The 13400-nt window shown below is 58.9% G+C and carries 13 protein-coding genes and 1 pseudogene; 5 read left to right on the top strand and 9 right to left on the bottom strand.

Features of this window, described 5'->3' with window-relative positions:
* Positions 1–4: 4 nt before the first annotated feature.
* From ade to aptA, 3 genes are all read right to left on the bottom strand, one after another.
* The gene (ade, locus tag ACPYOP_RS13155; RefSeq protein ID WP_481410825.1) at positions 5–1702 is read right to left on the bottom strand and encodes an adenine deaminase; all 1698 of its coding nucleotides are present in this window, start codon (positions 1700–1702) and stop codon (positions 5–7) included.
* Between the two features lie 173 nt (positions 1703–1875).
* Entirely contained in the window at positions 1876–2280 is a 405-nt protein-coding gene (locus ACPYOP_RS13150; protein ID WP_481410824.1) for an endonuclease domain-containing protein, read from the bottom strand.
* 105 nt (positions 2281–2385) lie between these two features.
* Positions 2386–3714 (bottom strand): omega-aminotransferase AptA, encoded by a 1329-nt coding sequence (gene aptA / locus ACPYOP_RS13145; RefSeq protein ID WP_481410823.1) that lies wholly within the window; start codon positions 3712–3714, stop codon positions 2386–2388.
* Here aptA and ACPYOP_RS13140 point away from each other — a divergent pair.
* The gene (locus ACPYOP_RS13140; protein ID WP_481410822.1) at positions 3713–3997 is read left to right on the top strand and encodes a hypothetical protein; all 285 of its coding nucleotides are present in this window, start codon (positions 3713–3715) and stop codon (positions 3995–3997) included. The two genes, aptA and ACPYOP_RS13140, sit on opposite strands and share 2 nt — an antisense overlap.
* A 69-nt stretch (positions 3998–4066) precedes the next feature.
* On the opposite strand, the gene ACPYOP_RS13135 is transcribed toward ACPYOP_RS13140, so the two are convergent.
* From ACPYOP_RS13135 to ACPYOP_RS13115, 5 genes and pseudogenes are all read right to left on the bottom strand, one after another.
* Positions 4067–4384, bottom strand: a complete 318-nt coding sequence (locus tag ACPYOP_RS13135; protein ID WP_004116664.1) for an ArsR/SmtB family transcription factor — start codon at positions 4382–4384, stop codon at positions 4067–4069.
* Positions 4385–4760: 376 nt separating this feature from the next.
* A pseudogene (locus tag ACPYOP_RS13130) lies at positions 4761–5243 on the bottom strand (HugZ family pyridoxamine 5'-phosphate oxidase); the annotation flags it as partial.
* Positions 5244–5279: 36 nt separating this feature from the next.
* Positions 5280–6329, bottom strand: a complete 1050-nt coding sequence (gene choV / locus ACPYOP_RS13125) for a choline ABC transporter ATP-binding protein (RefSeq protein ID WP_481410821.1) — start codon at positions 6327–6329, stop codon at positions 5280–5282.
* Positions 6326–7171, bottom strand: coding sequence for a choline ABC transporter permease subunit (gene choW / locus ACPYOP_RS13120; RefSeq protein ID WP_112340727.1), 846 nt, complete (start codon positions 7169–7171; stop codon positions 6326–6328). The genes choV and choW overlap by 4 nt, the downstream gene beginning before the upstream one ends.
* A 180-nt stretch (positions 7172–7351) precedes the next feature.
* Positions 7352–8308: a choline ABC transporter substrate-binding protein gene (locus ACPYOP_RS13115; RefSeq protein WP_481410820.1), complete on the bottom strand. Its 957-nt coding sequence runs from the start codon at positions 8306–8308 to the stop codon at positions 7352–7354.
* A 232-nt stretch (positions 8309–8540) separates the two neighbouring features.
* Between ACPYOP_RS13115 and ACPYOP_RS13110 the strand changes: the two genes are divergently transcribed.
* From ACPYOP_RS13110 to ACPYOP_RS13095, 4 genes are all read left to right on the top strand, one after another.
* Entirely contained in the window at positions 8541–9122 is a 582-nt protein-coding gene (locus tag ACPYOP_RS13110) for a thymidine kinase (RefSeq protein WP_481410819.1), read from the top strand.
* Between the two features lie 46 nt (positions 9123–9168).
* A complete protein-coding gene (locus ACPYOP_RS13105) occupies positions 9169–9552 on the top strand; it encodes a c-type cytochrome (RefSeq protein ID WP_481410818.1) in 384 nt (127 codons plus the stop codon).
* Positions 9553–9705: 153 nt separating this feature from the next.
* Complete coding sequence (locus ACPYOP_RS13100; protein WP_481410817.1) at positions 9706–10728, top strand: hypothetical protein; 1023 nt, start codon at positions 9706–9708, stop codon at positions 10726–10728.
* Between the two features lie 198 nt (positions 10729–10926).
* Complete coding sequence (locus tag ACPYOP_RS13095; protein WP_481410816.1) at positions 10927–12066, top strand: DUF2333 family protein; 1140 nt, start codon at positions 10927–10929, stop codon at positions 12064–12066.
* Between the two features lie 96 nt (positions 12067–12162).
* Here the strand turns inward: ACPYOP_RS13095 and ACPYOP_RS13090 are convergent, their stop codons facing one another.
* Positions 12163–12894: a helix-turn-helix transcriptional regulator gene (locus ACPYOP_RS13090; RefSeq protein ID WP_481410815.1), complete on the bottom strand. Its 732-nt coding sequence runs from the start codon at positions 12892–12894 to the stop codon at positions 12163–12165.
* Positions 12895–13400 lie beyond the last annotated feature (506 nt).

The following is a 13400-nucleotide window of genomic DNA, read 5'->3' as shown; positions in this document are numbered from 1 at the left end:
GCCGTCAGCCGATCAGCATGAACTTGTCGACATCGACCAGGCCTCTGTCCGATATCTTCAGATGTGGAATGACGGGTAGCGGCAGGAAGGCAAGCTGCAGGAAGGGCTCTTCCAGCGTCGCGCCGAGGGCATAGGCCGCCTGGCGCAGATGATGCAGCGTATCGCGCACGCTCTCATAGGGCTCCAGGCTCATCAAGCCGGCGATGGGGAGGGCGATCTCGCCGGTGATGGCGCCATCCTCGACGACGACGAAGCCGCCGTTGATTTCGCTCAGGCGATTGGCGGCAAGAGCCATATCATCCTCGTTGACGCCGACGACGCAGATATTGTGGCTGTCATGGCCGACGGTCGAGGCGATCGCGCCCTTCTTCAGGCCGAAACCCTGGACGAAGCCGTTGGCGTGGTTTCCGTTCTTGCCATGCCGTTCGATGACGGCGACCTTGATGACATCGTTGCCGAGGTCGATATCGGTCTCGTTGCCTTTGGTCGGCAGGCGGTAGCGGCGGTGTTCGGTGATGATCTTGCCTGGTGTCACGCCGATGACGGAGCTTTCGCCTTCGCTGACCGGCACGCCGAAGTCCGCGGCATTGATCGGGCGGGCCTTGACGCTGTCGAGGCCGACCGGATCGACGGAATTACGGGTGGCGAAGAGCTCGGCCGTCACCTGCCTACCTGCGGAGAAAACGATCTCGGCCTTGCAGTTGTCGAGGCTATCGATGACGACGAGATCGGCGCGCCAGCCGGGTGCCACCAGCCCGCGATCACGCAGACCGAAGGCGCGGGCGGCGGAGATGGAAGCGGCGCGGTAGATCGCCAGCGGCTCGACGCCATATGCGATCGCCGTGCGGATCATATAGTCGAGATGCCCCTGTTCCGCGATATCGAGCGGGTTGCGGTCGTCTGTGCAGAGCGCGAGATGAGGCGATAGGCGCTCGGTGATAATGGGCATCAGGGCGTGCAGGTCCTTGGAGACGGAGCCTTCTCGTACCAGGATATGCATGCCCTTGCGGATCTTTTCCAGGGCCTCTTCGGCGGTGGTCGATTCATGCTCCGTGCGGATGCCGGCTGAGAGATAGCCGTTGAGGTCGTTGCCGCGCAGCAGGGGGGCATGGCCATCGATATGGCCGCCCTGGAAGGCTTCGAGCTTTGCCATGCAGACGGGATCCTTGTGGATCACGCCGGGAAAATTCATGAATTCGGCAAGCCCGATCACCTTCGGATAATTGCGGAAGGGCAGGAGCGTCTCGATCGGCAGATCGGCACCGGAAGTTTCCAGATGCGTTGCCGGCACGCAGGAGGAAAGCTGGACGCGAATGTCCATGATGGTTTCCAGCGAGCAATCTAGGAAATAGCGAATGCCTTCCGTGCCAAGCACATTGGCGATCTCATGCGGGTCGCAGATGACTGTCGTGACGCCATAGGGAAGGACGCAACGGTCGAATTCGAGCGGCGTCACCAGCGAGGATTCGATATGGAGGTGCGTGTCGATGAAGCCCGGCACGACGATGCGGCCGGAGATGTCGATCTCCTCGCGACCCTGATAATCGCCGCCGGTGCCGACGATACGGTCGCCGCAAATGGCGATATCCGAAGCGACCAGCTCCCCCGTCACCAGATCGAAGAAGCGTCCGTTTTTGAGAACGATATCCGCAGGCTCCCGGCCAACGCCCTGGTCGATATAGCGTTCGAGTTTGGTGGTCATGGTGTTTTCCTGCATCCGCTGTGATTCCGTATTGCCCCTCACCCTAACCCTCTCCCCGTTTTACGGGGAGAGGGGATCTGTCCGAATTTGTTGATAGGGCTGTGTTTTCTGACGAATACAGAGCTAACGGACCCCCTCTCCCCCGCAAGCGGGGAGAGGGCTGGGGTGAGGGGCTATTCTTGGCGAGTAGCCGGGAAAAATTTCAAGTCGAGCGCTATGACGGGACCTGTCAGTCGGCCGTCGCAAATAGCCACGATAGTTTCGAGAACGGAAGGCATGGCTGTCAGTACATCAATGTTCCAGAAGCGAACTACTGACCAGCCTTCAGCAGTCATGAATGCATCGCGAATGGTATCTTGTTCACTGTCCGCGTGCTGGCTACCGTCGATTTCAACAACAAGGGATAACTCTCGACAGGCGAAATCAGCGAAATATGGACCGATCGGAAATTGACGTACGAACTTAACGCCATTCAAGCGGCGGTCTCGAAGTTCCGACCAGAGTTTTGCCTCGGCATCATTGTCTGATTGCCGGAGACTGCGTGCGCGTTGTGTCGTCTTTAGCTCCGGTCCGCGCATCTTATTGTCCCCGTGGAAAGCCCCTCACCCTAGCCCTCTCCCCGCATGCGGGGAGAGGGGACTTTTTCGATTTCGCGGATCGTAATGCGACTCATGAAAGGCGAGCTAGATATTATTCTGCAAGATCTCCCTCAACTTGCCGAACAGCTCGTCGATGTGATGCTTCTCGATGATCAGCGGCGGTGAGAGGGCGATGATGTCGCCTGTGGTGCGGATCAGCAGGCCCTTCTCATAGGCCTTCAGGAAGGCGGTGAAGGCGCGCTTAGTGGGTTCGCCGGCAATGGGGTCGAGCTCGATGGCGCCGATCAGGCCGGTGTTTCTGATGTCGATGACGTTCGGGCAGTCCTTGAGGGAATGCAGCGCGTCGGCCCAGTAGTCGGAAAGTTCTGCGGCGCGGGTGAGCAGGCCCTCTTCCTTGTAGGTGTCGAGCGTCGCAAGCGCTGCGGCTGACGCGATAGGGTTGCCGGAGTAGGTGTAGCCGTGGAAGAACTCGATCATGTGCTCGGGTCCCTGCATGAAGGCATCATGGATCTCCGAGGCGACGAAGACCGCGCCCATCGGGATGACGCCGTTGGTCAGGCCCTTGGCGGTCGTGATCATATCCGGCTTCACGTCGTAATATTGCGCGGCGAAGGGGGTGCCAAGGCGGCCGAAACCGGTGATGACCTCGTCGAAGATCAACAGGATGCCATGCTTGGTGCAGATTTCGCGCAGCTTCTGCAGATAGCCCTTCGGCGGAATGAGGACGCCGGTGGAGCCGGCAACCGGCTCGACGATGACGGCCGCGATGGTCGATGCATCGTGCAGCGTGACGATGCGCTCCAGTTCGCTGGCGATATCGCCGCCATGCTCGGGCTCGCCGCGGGTGAAGTTGTTTTTACCGGGAAGATGCGTGTGCGGCATGTGATCGACGCCGGTCAAGAGCGTGCCGAACATCTTGCGGTTCGAGACGATGCCGCCGACGGAGATGCCGCCGAAATTGACGCCGTGATAGCCGCGCTCGCGGCCGATGAGGCGGAAGCGCGAGCCGTTGCCCTTCACCCGGTGATAGGCAAGCGCCACCTTCAGCGCCGTCTCAACCGACTCCGAGCCGGAATTCGTATAGAGCACGTGATCCAGGCCTTCAGGCGCGATGTCGACCAGGCGGTTCGCCAGCTCGAAAGCCTTGGGATGGCCGAGCTGAAAGGCGGGGGCATAATCGAGTTCGCCCGCCTGCTGGCTGATCGCTTCGGTGATCTTCGGCCGGCAGTGTCCCGCGTTTACACACCACAATCCGGCTGTTCCATCCAGAACCTGGCGGCCGTCATGGGTGGTGTAATACATATCCTTGGCGCTGACGAACAGGCGCGGTTCCTTCTTGAACTGGCGGTTGGCCGTAAACGGCATCCAGAAGGCGCGCAAATCATTAGGGGCGGCATTCAAACGGTCCGACATGCTGTTCTCCAACGGCCATTCGGGGGCCATTTTCCCGATCGCGGCGCGGCGCCACGTGATTATATTTACTGCCTGGTCAAATTATCAGCCGGCCTTTTTGCGTCAAGGCAAAGATGGCGCCGAAGGAGGGGAGAGGCTGCGGATCGAGGACTGGATCTATGGACGCCAAGGCACAGCCTGTCGAAGCGCGCCGCCGGGGCAATCTTGGTGCAAACACGAAAAAACTGGCAAATCCGAAGACTTGCCAGCTAAAAATGGTAAAACACCTGGTAATGAAAGCTAGTCGATCCATAGGGGTCTTTAAGTGTTCCCACGGATCGTTCGTCAGCAGACGTAGAGCTCTTGAAAGCTCTTAAGCAGCTGATCTACTTTTTTCCGGCTCGCAATAAATGTCTTCCAGCGTTTCAAGAACCCGAATGACGGATTCCGATGTGCTGGAGTAGTAAATCGTTTGAGCATCACGGCGCGTCTTCACCAGCTTTTGAGCGCGCAGCTTCGAAAGATGCTGGGAGAGCGCTGACTGGCTTAATCCGACCTGATTGGCTAAAACACCAACGGGAACTTCGCCTTTAACAAGACTGCAAAGGATCAAAAGACGCTTTGGGTTCGCCATTGCTGATAGTAATGCTGCCGCAACATTGGAGTGTTCGGCCAAATTTCTTGTCTTCATGTGTTAATCTTCCCAATGCGGAGCGTACATCAGAAATTGTGCTGTTTCTAAACCGGCACCTAACCGATATCTAACAATACCAAGACGGGTCGAAGATTGTATATACCTAAATTTAAGGTATCGAGTATGCTATTTTAGGTATGTATGTATAACGTCACGGCAATAGCGCAAAGGGCGCTTTAGGTGCCCTACACGGCCTGAATTAGCCCAAAATAGGTTGATTGTTGGCATTCCCGACCGCAAATACGTCAATTTTGGTCACAACGTGGCTGCATCCTACCAATAATGGTCGATGGCCGCCGGGCCGCCCGCCTACTAATTCTCGCACTATTGTATGATTTTATTGCCGGCCGATTTTGTCTTCGGCTCAAGGCGTCATCAGGTCCCTCGAGGACAAAATATAGGCCTTCCCGAAGCCACCGTTGAGGCTGGCGTCAAGCGGAACGAGGCGAAAGAAGCAGAAATCCGGAAAGTCGATATAGAGCTTGGATTTCGGGTGACGGTCGAGGAAGCGGCCGCGAATGCGTTCATGCGCCTCGCTTTGCCGGTCGAGGCGCTGCGCGTCGCATCGCACGGTCAAGCGAGGATGGGCGAGGGGATCGCCCTTGCCGGGTTCACCGAAAAGCACCGAAGCACGCGGGTCTTTCACCAGAGCCTTGGTATGCGCGGAAAGGCCGGAGACGAGAATGACCGGAACGCCGCCGGTATCCATCGCAATCAGAACGCGGCTCACCGAAGGAAAGCCGTTTTCGGGGTCGATGACGGCCAGTGCCGCATGCGCTGCCGTATGCATGAGGTCGCGCGCCTGTTTGCGCGCTTCCTCGTCCGTTTCCCTGATCACCGATGGCTTGTCGCTCATGACCTGCTCCGTGGATCGGGGAGCAGCCGTGAACGGCTACTCCTTACGCCGGTGGCTGGTGAGACCGGCCACCACATCCTGCGCCGAGATCGTTCCGATAATCGTGCCGTTGTCAACGACGCCGATATTGCCCGGCTGGCGCGTCAGAGCGTCGAGGATATCGATGAGCGGCGTGGCGGCGGTTGCCGTGGCGGTGACGGAGCCGGCATTGGCCGAATGGCCGACGCCCTGCTGCATGACGTCGCGTGCCGTCAGCATGCTGATCGGGTTCATATGCTGCACGAAATCTGCAACATACTGATCGGCCGGATTCTTGACGATCTCCTGCGGCGTTCCGCACTGGATGATGTGGCCGCTTTCCATGATGGCGATGCGGTTGCCGATGCGGAATGCCTCGTCCAGATCGTGGCTGACGAAGAGGATGGTGCGTTTCAGGCGGCGCTGGAACTCCAGAAGCTCGTCCTGCAGGCGGGTTCGGATCAAGGGGTCGAGCGCGGAGAACGGCTCGTCCATGAGAAGGATCGGTGCGCCGGTCGCAAAGGCGCGGGCGAGGCCGACGCGCTGCTGCATGCCGCCCGAGAGCTCGTTGACCTTGCGATTGGCCCATTGGGCGAGATTGACGAGCTGAAGCTGCTCGTCGACGCGCTTCTTGCGCTCAGCGTCCGGCACCCCGGCAAGCTCGAGCCCGAAGCCGACATTGTCGGCGACCGTGCGCCAGGGCAGAAGGGCGAACTGCTGGAACACCATGGAGACGGTATGCATGCGTAGATCGCGCAGCGCCTTGGGGCTGCAGGTGTAAGGGTTGATCGGGCCGTTCTTGGTGTTGACGACGACATCGCCGCGCACGACCGGCGCAAGGCCGTTGACGGCGCGCAGCAGCGTCGATTTTCCTGAGCCCGAGAGGCCCATGAGCACGAGGATTTCGCCTTCCTCGATCTCCAGCGAAGCGTTGGCGACGCCGAGCACCATGCCCGTTGTCTTGCCGATCTCGTCGCGGGATTTGCCCGCGTCGACGAGTTTCAACGCGGCATCGGGGCGATCGCCGAAGATGATGCTGACATTCTTGAAGCCGACAGCGACGGTCATGAGCGATCTCCTTCGCCTGGGGCACGGAACATGCGGTCGAGAATAATCGCCAAAATGACGATACAGGCGCCGGAATCGAAGCTCTTGGCGACGTTGACGCTGTTCAGCGCGCGCAGAACCGGCACACCAAGGCCGGGAGCGCCGACGAGAGCCGCGATGGAGACCATCGAGAGCGACAGCATGATGGTCTGTGTCAGGCCGGCCATGATCTGCGGCGTGGCGAAGGGCAGCTCGACCTTGCGAAGCACCTGCCGGGGCGTCGCGCCGAAGGATTCGGCCGCTTCCACCAGCGAAGGCGGTGTGGAAATGATGCCGAGGCGCGTCATGCGGATCGGAGCGGGAATGGCAAAGACGACGGTGGCGACCAGACCCGGCACCATGCCTAGGCCGAGCAGGATCATTGCCGGCACTAGATAGACGAAGGTCGGAATGGTCTGCATCAGGTCAAGGATCGGCCGCATGAAGGCATAGAGCCAGGGGCGCCGGGCTGCCGCGATGCCGAGAGGCACGCCGACGAGCATGCTGACGAAGGTGGAGGCCAGCACCAGCGCGAGCGTTTCGGTCGTTTCCTTCCAATAGCCCTGGTTGATGGTAATGAGCAGGCCGATGAATGTCAGGGCCGTGACCGCAACGCTGCGGCGCATCCAATAGGCAATGGCGGCGAAGACGACGACGACGATCAGCGGGTGCGGTTTCTGCAGGAGGAACAGCAGCGCATTGATCACGTGCGCGACGACGAAGGAAAGACCGTCGAAGAACCATGTGACGTTGGTCGTCAGCCAATCAACGACAGCTTTGGCCCAAGGCCCGATGGGAATGCGGTAATCGGTTAACCAGTTCACGTCTTTGCCCACGATTGGGGGCGGCGTTTCCGATTGTTACTTACGATGCCGGAGGTGCCGCCGAAGAATAACGGTCTGTCACGCCACGCGGACCATTGTCCGGGCGGTGGCGGGACGCGAAAGCAAGCAGTCCATCCAAGGAAGAGAAAGGGGCGGTTTGGCCGCCCCTCCATCCACCCATTACAGGCCGAACTTGGCCTTTACCGCCGCCAGGCCGTCACCGCCGTCCTTGGTGGTGACGCCGGCAAGCCAGGGCGTGACCGCGGCCGGATTGGCCTTCAGCCATTCCGTGGCAGCCACTTCCGGATCCTTGCCGTCATTCAGGATCTTGCCCATGATTTCGTTTTCCATCGGCAGCGAGAAGACGAGATTCTTGACGAAGGCGCCGACGTTCGGGCATTCCTGCAGGTAGCCGGCCCGGACATTGGTGTAGACGGTTGCGCCGCCGAAGTTTGGTCCGAAGACGTCGTCACCGCCGGTGAGATAGGTCATCTTGTAGGTGGTGTTCATCGGATGCGGCGCCCAGCCGAGGAAGATGATCGGCTTGCCTTCCTTGTCGGCACGCGAGACCTGGGCAAGCATGCCCTGCTCGGAGGATTCAACCACTTCGAAGCCCTTGAGGCCGAAGGTGTTCTTGTCGAGCATGTCGATCACCAGGCGGTTGCCGTCATTGCCCGGCTCGATGCCGTAGATCTTGCCGTCGAGATCATCCTTATGGGCGGCAATGTCCTTGAAGTCCTTGATGCCCAGCGCGGCACCTTTTTCGTTGGTCGCCAGCGTGTACTTGGCGCCTTCCAGGTTGGCGCGGACGGTTTCGACCGACTTGTCTGCGGCGAACGGCTTGATGTTCTCGGCCATGGAGGGCATCCAGTTGCCGAGGAAGACATCGATGTCCTTGTTCTTGAGGGACTGATAGGTCACCGGCACGGCGAGCACCTTGACGTCGGTGTCGTAACCAAGAGCCTTCAGGAGGACGGAGGCAGTGGCCGTGGTGGAGGTGATGTCGGTCCAGCCCACATCGGCGAAGTGTACGGTGCTACAGCTTGCCGGCTCGGCGGCGGAGGCGGCCGTGGCGCCCAATGTCAGTGTGGAAAGAGCTGATGCGAAAGCGAATGCAGTAAGGGTCTTTTTTATCATTGCGTGACTCCCAGTCTAACGTTCCCAAGCAACCATCAATAACCGACATTTTCAAGCGACCACAGTGTATTTGCGGCGGTTTAAGGGGGCTGATTGCGACGCCTGTGTTTTTCTGCCCGATCGTTTTCGGAGCATTCGCCGCAAACCTATCGCTCCTGAATCCTGTGGTTTTTGCCGTGGATACCTTTTCTTATCATCTCGCAGCACCCATGAAGCATTCAAGGAGAATGTCATGGCCAAGCTCTATTTCCATTATTCGACGATGAATGCCGGCAAATCGACCATGCTGCTGCAGGCGGCCTATAACTATCAGGAGCGCGGCATGCGCACCGCCGCCTTCATCGCAGCTCTCGACGATCGCGCCGGCCGTGGCACGATCGCCTCCCGCATCGGCCTCACGATGGACGCCATACCTTTCGAGACCAGCGATGATCTCTACGCCCTAGTCGAAGACATGCATGCGAGCGAGCCCCTGAACTGCGTCTTCGTCGATGAAGCCCAGTTCCTGACGCGCGAGCAGGTGTGGCAGCTTGCCCATATCGTCGATCGTCTCGGTCTGCCGGTCATGGCTTATGGGTTGCGCACGGACTTCCACGGACGCTTGTTTCCGGGATCGCAGGAGCTGCTGACCATCGCGGACGAATTGCGCGAGGTACGGACGATTTGCCATTGCGGCCGCAAGGCGACGATGGTCGTGCGGCTGGATGCCGCCGGCGAGGTCGTGCGCGAAGGCGCGCAGATCGAGATCGGCGGCAGCGACAAATATGTTTCGCTCTGCCGCCGTCATTGGGAAGAGGCGATCATCTGCGAGTGACGGCACCTGGCCGGCATGACGCGGGGAAATTCAATCGGGAGAGACGATGAAACTGCTTTGTTTGGCGCCGGCCGTCTTCATGCTTGCCGCGGCGTTTCCGGCGCTTGCTGATGGAGATTCGGTAGCGGGTGCTATTGTTTTCAAGAAATGCGCCGCCTGTCATACGGCAACTGCGCTTGAAAACCGCGTCGGTCCCTCTTTGATGGGCGTTGTCGGCCGGCCGGTCGCAAGCGTGCCAGACTATGCCTATTCGCCGGCGATGAAGGCCTTCAGCGCGGATGGCAAGGTTTGGGACGAGGCCCTGTTGCGGAAATACCTGCCGGGGCCGCAATTCCTGGTCAAGGGCACCAGGATGACGTTTCCAGGCCTCAAGAGCGAGAGGGATCTCGACAATCTGATCGCCTATCTTAAGAATCCCTTGGCGCAATAGTTCCTTCGAACATTTTCTTCGCCGGCGGAAGCGCTTAAAGCGCGGCGCGATCTTTAAGCTCTCGATTTTTTGCATGTCGTTATTGCAAAACCGCTACACACTTTTGCGCGACATGCTTTAGTCTTGCCCCCACGGCAGGGGAGAGATGCTTTCATGCTCATGCCTCATTCCTTCGACGGCATGCTCGACAAGGCAAGCGCGACGCTCGATGACGCCATCAATGGCGCGAACGCGGCCGTCGCGACACTGGCCGGCCATGCCAGGGGCGAGGAGCGTCGCGGCGCCATCAACTTTCCCATGGAGGAAGTGTTGGTGCGCGAGGCTGTCGAGCTGCTCGACCGCTGGAAATCGCTCGCTTCGTCGCTGGTGAAGGAGCTCGATCGCGCAACGCAAGAGGCCGATCTGCAGCATCAACGGTTGTTCGACGAGAAGATCGGTCTTGAAGATGCGAGCCTGCTCGGCAGGAAGCTGGCGCGCGGGCCTGCGAAACCTCAGGCTATCATCACCGAGCTCGAAGCGGTTCTGGATGTCTCGGCCGAACTGGATCTCCTCTTCAAACAGGCTAGGCCTGCCCTGTCGCGATGCTTTCATGATTGCGAGTTCCATCTCGAAGGCGTGATCGAGTACCGGCGGAAACTCGATTTCGATATTGAGGAGGTGCAGCGCCGAGCCGATGCCCTGACGGCGAAACTCATGTACCAGCGGCGCAATCGTCCTTCCTCGCGCCATGCCGATTTGCAATCCGATCTGGATGCGGATTATCGCGATCTGCTCGCCGAGCAGGATGGTATTCGGCGGCAGGAGGCCGGGCTTCAGTCGGGTCGGACGGCAGGGCAGCGCCTGATCGATATCTATGAGAGCCTGGCCGCCTCCCTGAATGTTCAAGTTGCCGCCGTCAGCGCCATGGCAGCCAAATCGGCCGTCGATATCGAGCAACGGATCGCCTTGCTGAAGGCATTGGCGTCAAACGCGGATGGCCCTGCAATCGTGGCTGCGCGGACGACCGCGGTCGAGAATTTGATCCAGGTTTTCGAGGCAAACGTGCTGGCCGGGCATGATCTGGCTGCGCGCAAGGCGCATGTCGATGCCGTGTTCACGAGGCGGCTGAAGCCTCACCTGCCGCCCGTGCCCGAGGATGCGGGGGAAACTGCCGGCGACGCGCAACCGGAGGGATAAATTCTATCCAGCATCGAAAATTCGGTGCAAACGGTTGTTGTTTTTCTCAAGAACACATATTTGCTGGAACGCGAATGGCGATAAGGCCTATCCTATGAAAATCGAAAGGGATTTTCGGAAGGGCCGGTGCGCAGGTTCAGTGTGGTGCGTCCTTCGCGTGTGGGCAGGATGCGCGGTTGCGGTTTAGGAGGCGTGTCCATGCTTAGCTCGATCACAGCATTCTTGAAGCGGATCTGGGCCGCCATTACACGTTGGCTGGGCTTGGTTTTCGTCGGACTGGCATGGCCGTTTCTTGCCGCGCGCGGCTGGTACCGCCACAGCAACTGGCTGATCAAGCTGCCGGTCGCCGCCTTCGTGACGCTGCTGGCGGTGCTTTACATCTATTTCATCTGGCAGACGCAGATCTGGTCCGGGTTCAATCCGGCCTATCCCGACGTCTACAAGTTCTCCGAGCGCAAATTCTCCGCGGGAGAGGAGTTTCCGGCGGCGCAAGGGCAGCAGGCAGCCGCCGTAGCGCCAAAGGCGTGCCAAACCTCGGCGGTCGTGGATGTCGCCGCCGATCTTACCGATTTCAACGTCAACCAGAATGCCTGGATCTCCTCAATGCTGCTTTACAAGCTCGGGTTCTTCAGCATTTCATGGGACGACACGCCTTTCCTCGACAACAAGGCGTCCTTCCAAAGAGGCGTAAATTCGGTGGTTCGCCGCACCTCGGCGGAACTGGTCGACACGATCGGCCGCGTGCGCGGAACTTCGGGCATCAACGGCGATCTGCAGAAGGCGCGTGGCAATCTGCAGTTCGACGAATCGAGCTGGTATTTCGGTCTGCATCCGTTCGGACCGAAGACACCAACGCCGAGCTATTATCGCGCCGCGATCACCAATTTGCGCAACTTCAATACCGATCTCGGTAACTGCAAGGCGGTTTTCGATGGACGCGCGGACAATCTCCTGCAGTTTCTCGACCACGTCGCCGGCGACCTTGGCAGCACGGCAAATATATTGGCGGACCGATCGCAAAACTATAGCTACGGATGGTTCGACACGCGCGCGGACGATCGCTTCTGGTTTGCCTATGGCCAGCTTTATGCCAATTACGGCATTCTAAGCGCGGCCGGCGCGGATTTTCAGCAGGTGATCGCCGAACGCAATGTCGGCAGGCTCTGGAACGACACGCTCGGGATGTTGCAGACGGCGCTCCGCATTCAGCCGATGATCATCTCCAATGGCCGCGAAGACAGCTCGTTCATGCCAAGCCACCTTGCGACGATGGGCTTCCACATCCTGCGGGTGCGTTCGAACCTCGTGGAAATCCGCACGGTGCTGGGCGGCCGCTGAGTGCGAAGCGGGCATTCGCCGCTTTCATGGCGGATGCCAGCCGTAAGCGGCCGGACATCGACAATGCCGGGTCCTGTTGCCGGTGCTGGAATTGCTCTAGCTGATCAACTTGAGGCGGATGGCCTTGGCGACGAGCTGCGTGCGATTGACGCAATCGAGCTTCTTGATGGCGTTCATCATATAGGCGTTGACCGTATGGTCGGAGAGGGAAAGGATCTGGCCGATTTCGACCGAGGTCTTGCCCTGGGCCGTCCAGCGAACCACTTCGAGTTCGCGGGCCGAGAGCGAATGCGGCACGGCGCTATCGCTGCGCTTCAGGCAATTATAGGAATCCAGCGCCTGAAGCATGATCAGGGTGAGCTCGTTGATTTCGCTCTGACCGAGACTATTGCGATTGCCCATGAACCAGAAGAGAAGACGCTGACCATCCGGTGAATTGACCGGGATGATCACGCTCATCGGGCAATTGTAATTGATCAAAAGCGTATGGAGTTCGCGCGGAAGATCGCTGTCGCGCTCTATGTCTTTTTCCAATAGATGCCAGGAGCGTGGCAGCACCGAGTCCCGCGTGCGCAGCAGCATTGGGCAGCGCCGTACAAGCTGCTGACGATCGAAATCACGCACGAATTGCGCCGGCACGGTGCCTTCGATCAGCAGCGGCGTCATCATCGCATCGTCGGGAACCGGGGCATTCATGAAAGCCATATAGCTGAAGCCAAAAGCCAACCCCGCCTGCTCCAGCGCCAGCGCAAACGCTGTTTGCGTCCGAGCAGTAGCGAGCTCGGCAGAAAGCAGCAATTGTCTCTCGGCGGTGATGATATAGGACATAAAGGTTGAAGCGCCCACAGCGTGTTATCGTTATCAAATACCGGATTTATGAGTGAATGCTAGACGCAAAAATACCACAGGACCAGAAATAATTTCATTTTCATATATTTTAATATTCATACGTGTAAGTTTGCATAAATCTTCGCCCAAAATGGGCATTAATCGCAAAAAATGCCATTCTACTGGTCTTATCGCGACGGCGCTGTACATATGCCGGTGTCCCGGTGTCAAGGGCGGAGCGCCGAGGACGGCGTCGGGATAACAAAAATCTCACTGAATCGACGCTTCAAGTGCCACGACAGCGGTCGCCTGATGGTCGCGGTTTGATACAGAAGGCGCCGTCCTATAGCACGATATTTGCCACCGAAATGTTGCGGCTGATGGAAGAGCAAATTGAGATGGTGCCTGCACAGCAAGCATGCTTGGCGATCTGCTTGTATCTTGCAGCCGCTCTGCAGCAGGTGGGTTTTGTCGCAAGGGACTGGCCGTTTTCGCAAATGATGCGG

This window comes from Rhizobium sp. KNZ2-6A (genome assembly GCF_056755475.1).
The sequence above is the reverse complement of the archived record's forward strand: the minus strand, read 5'-3'. Positions and strand labels throughout refer to the sequence as shown.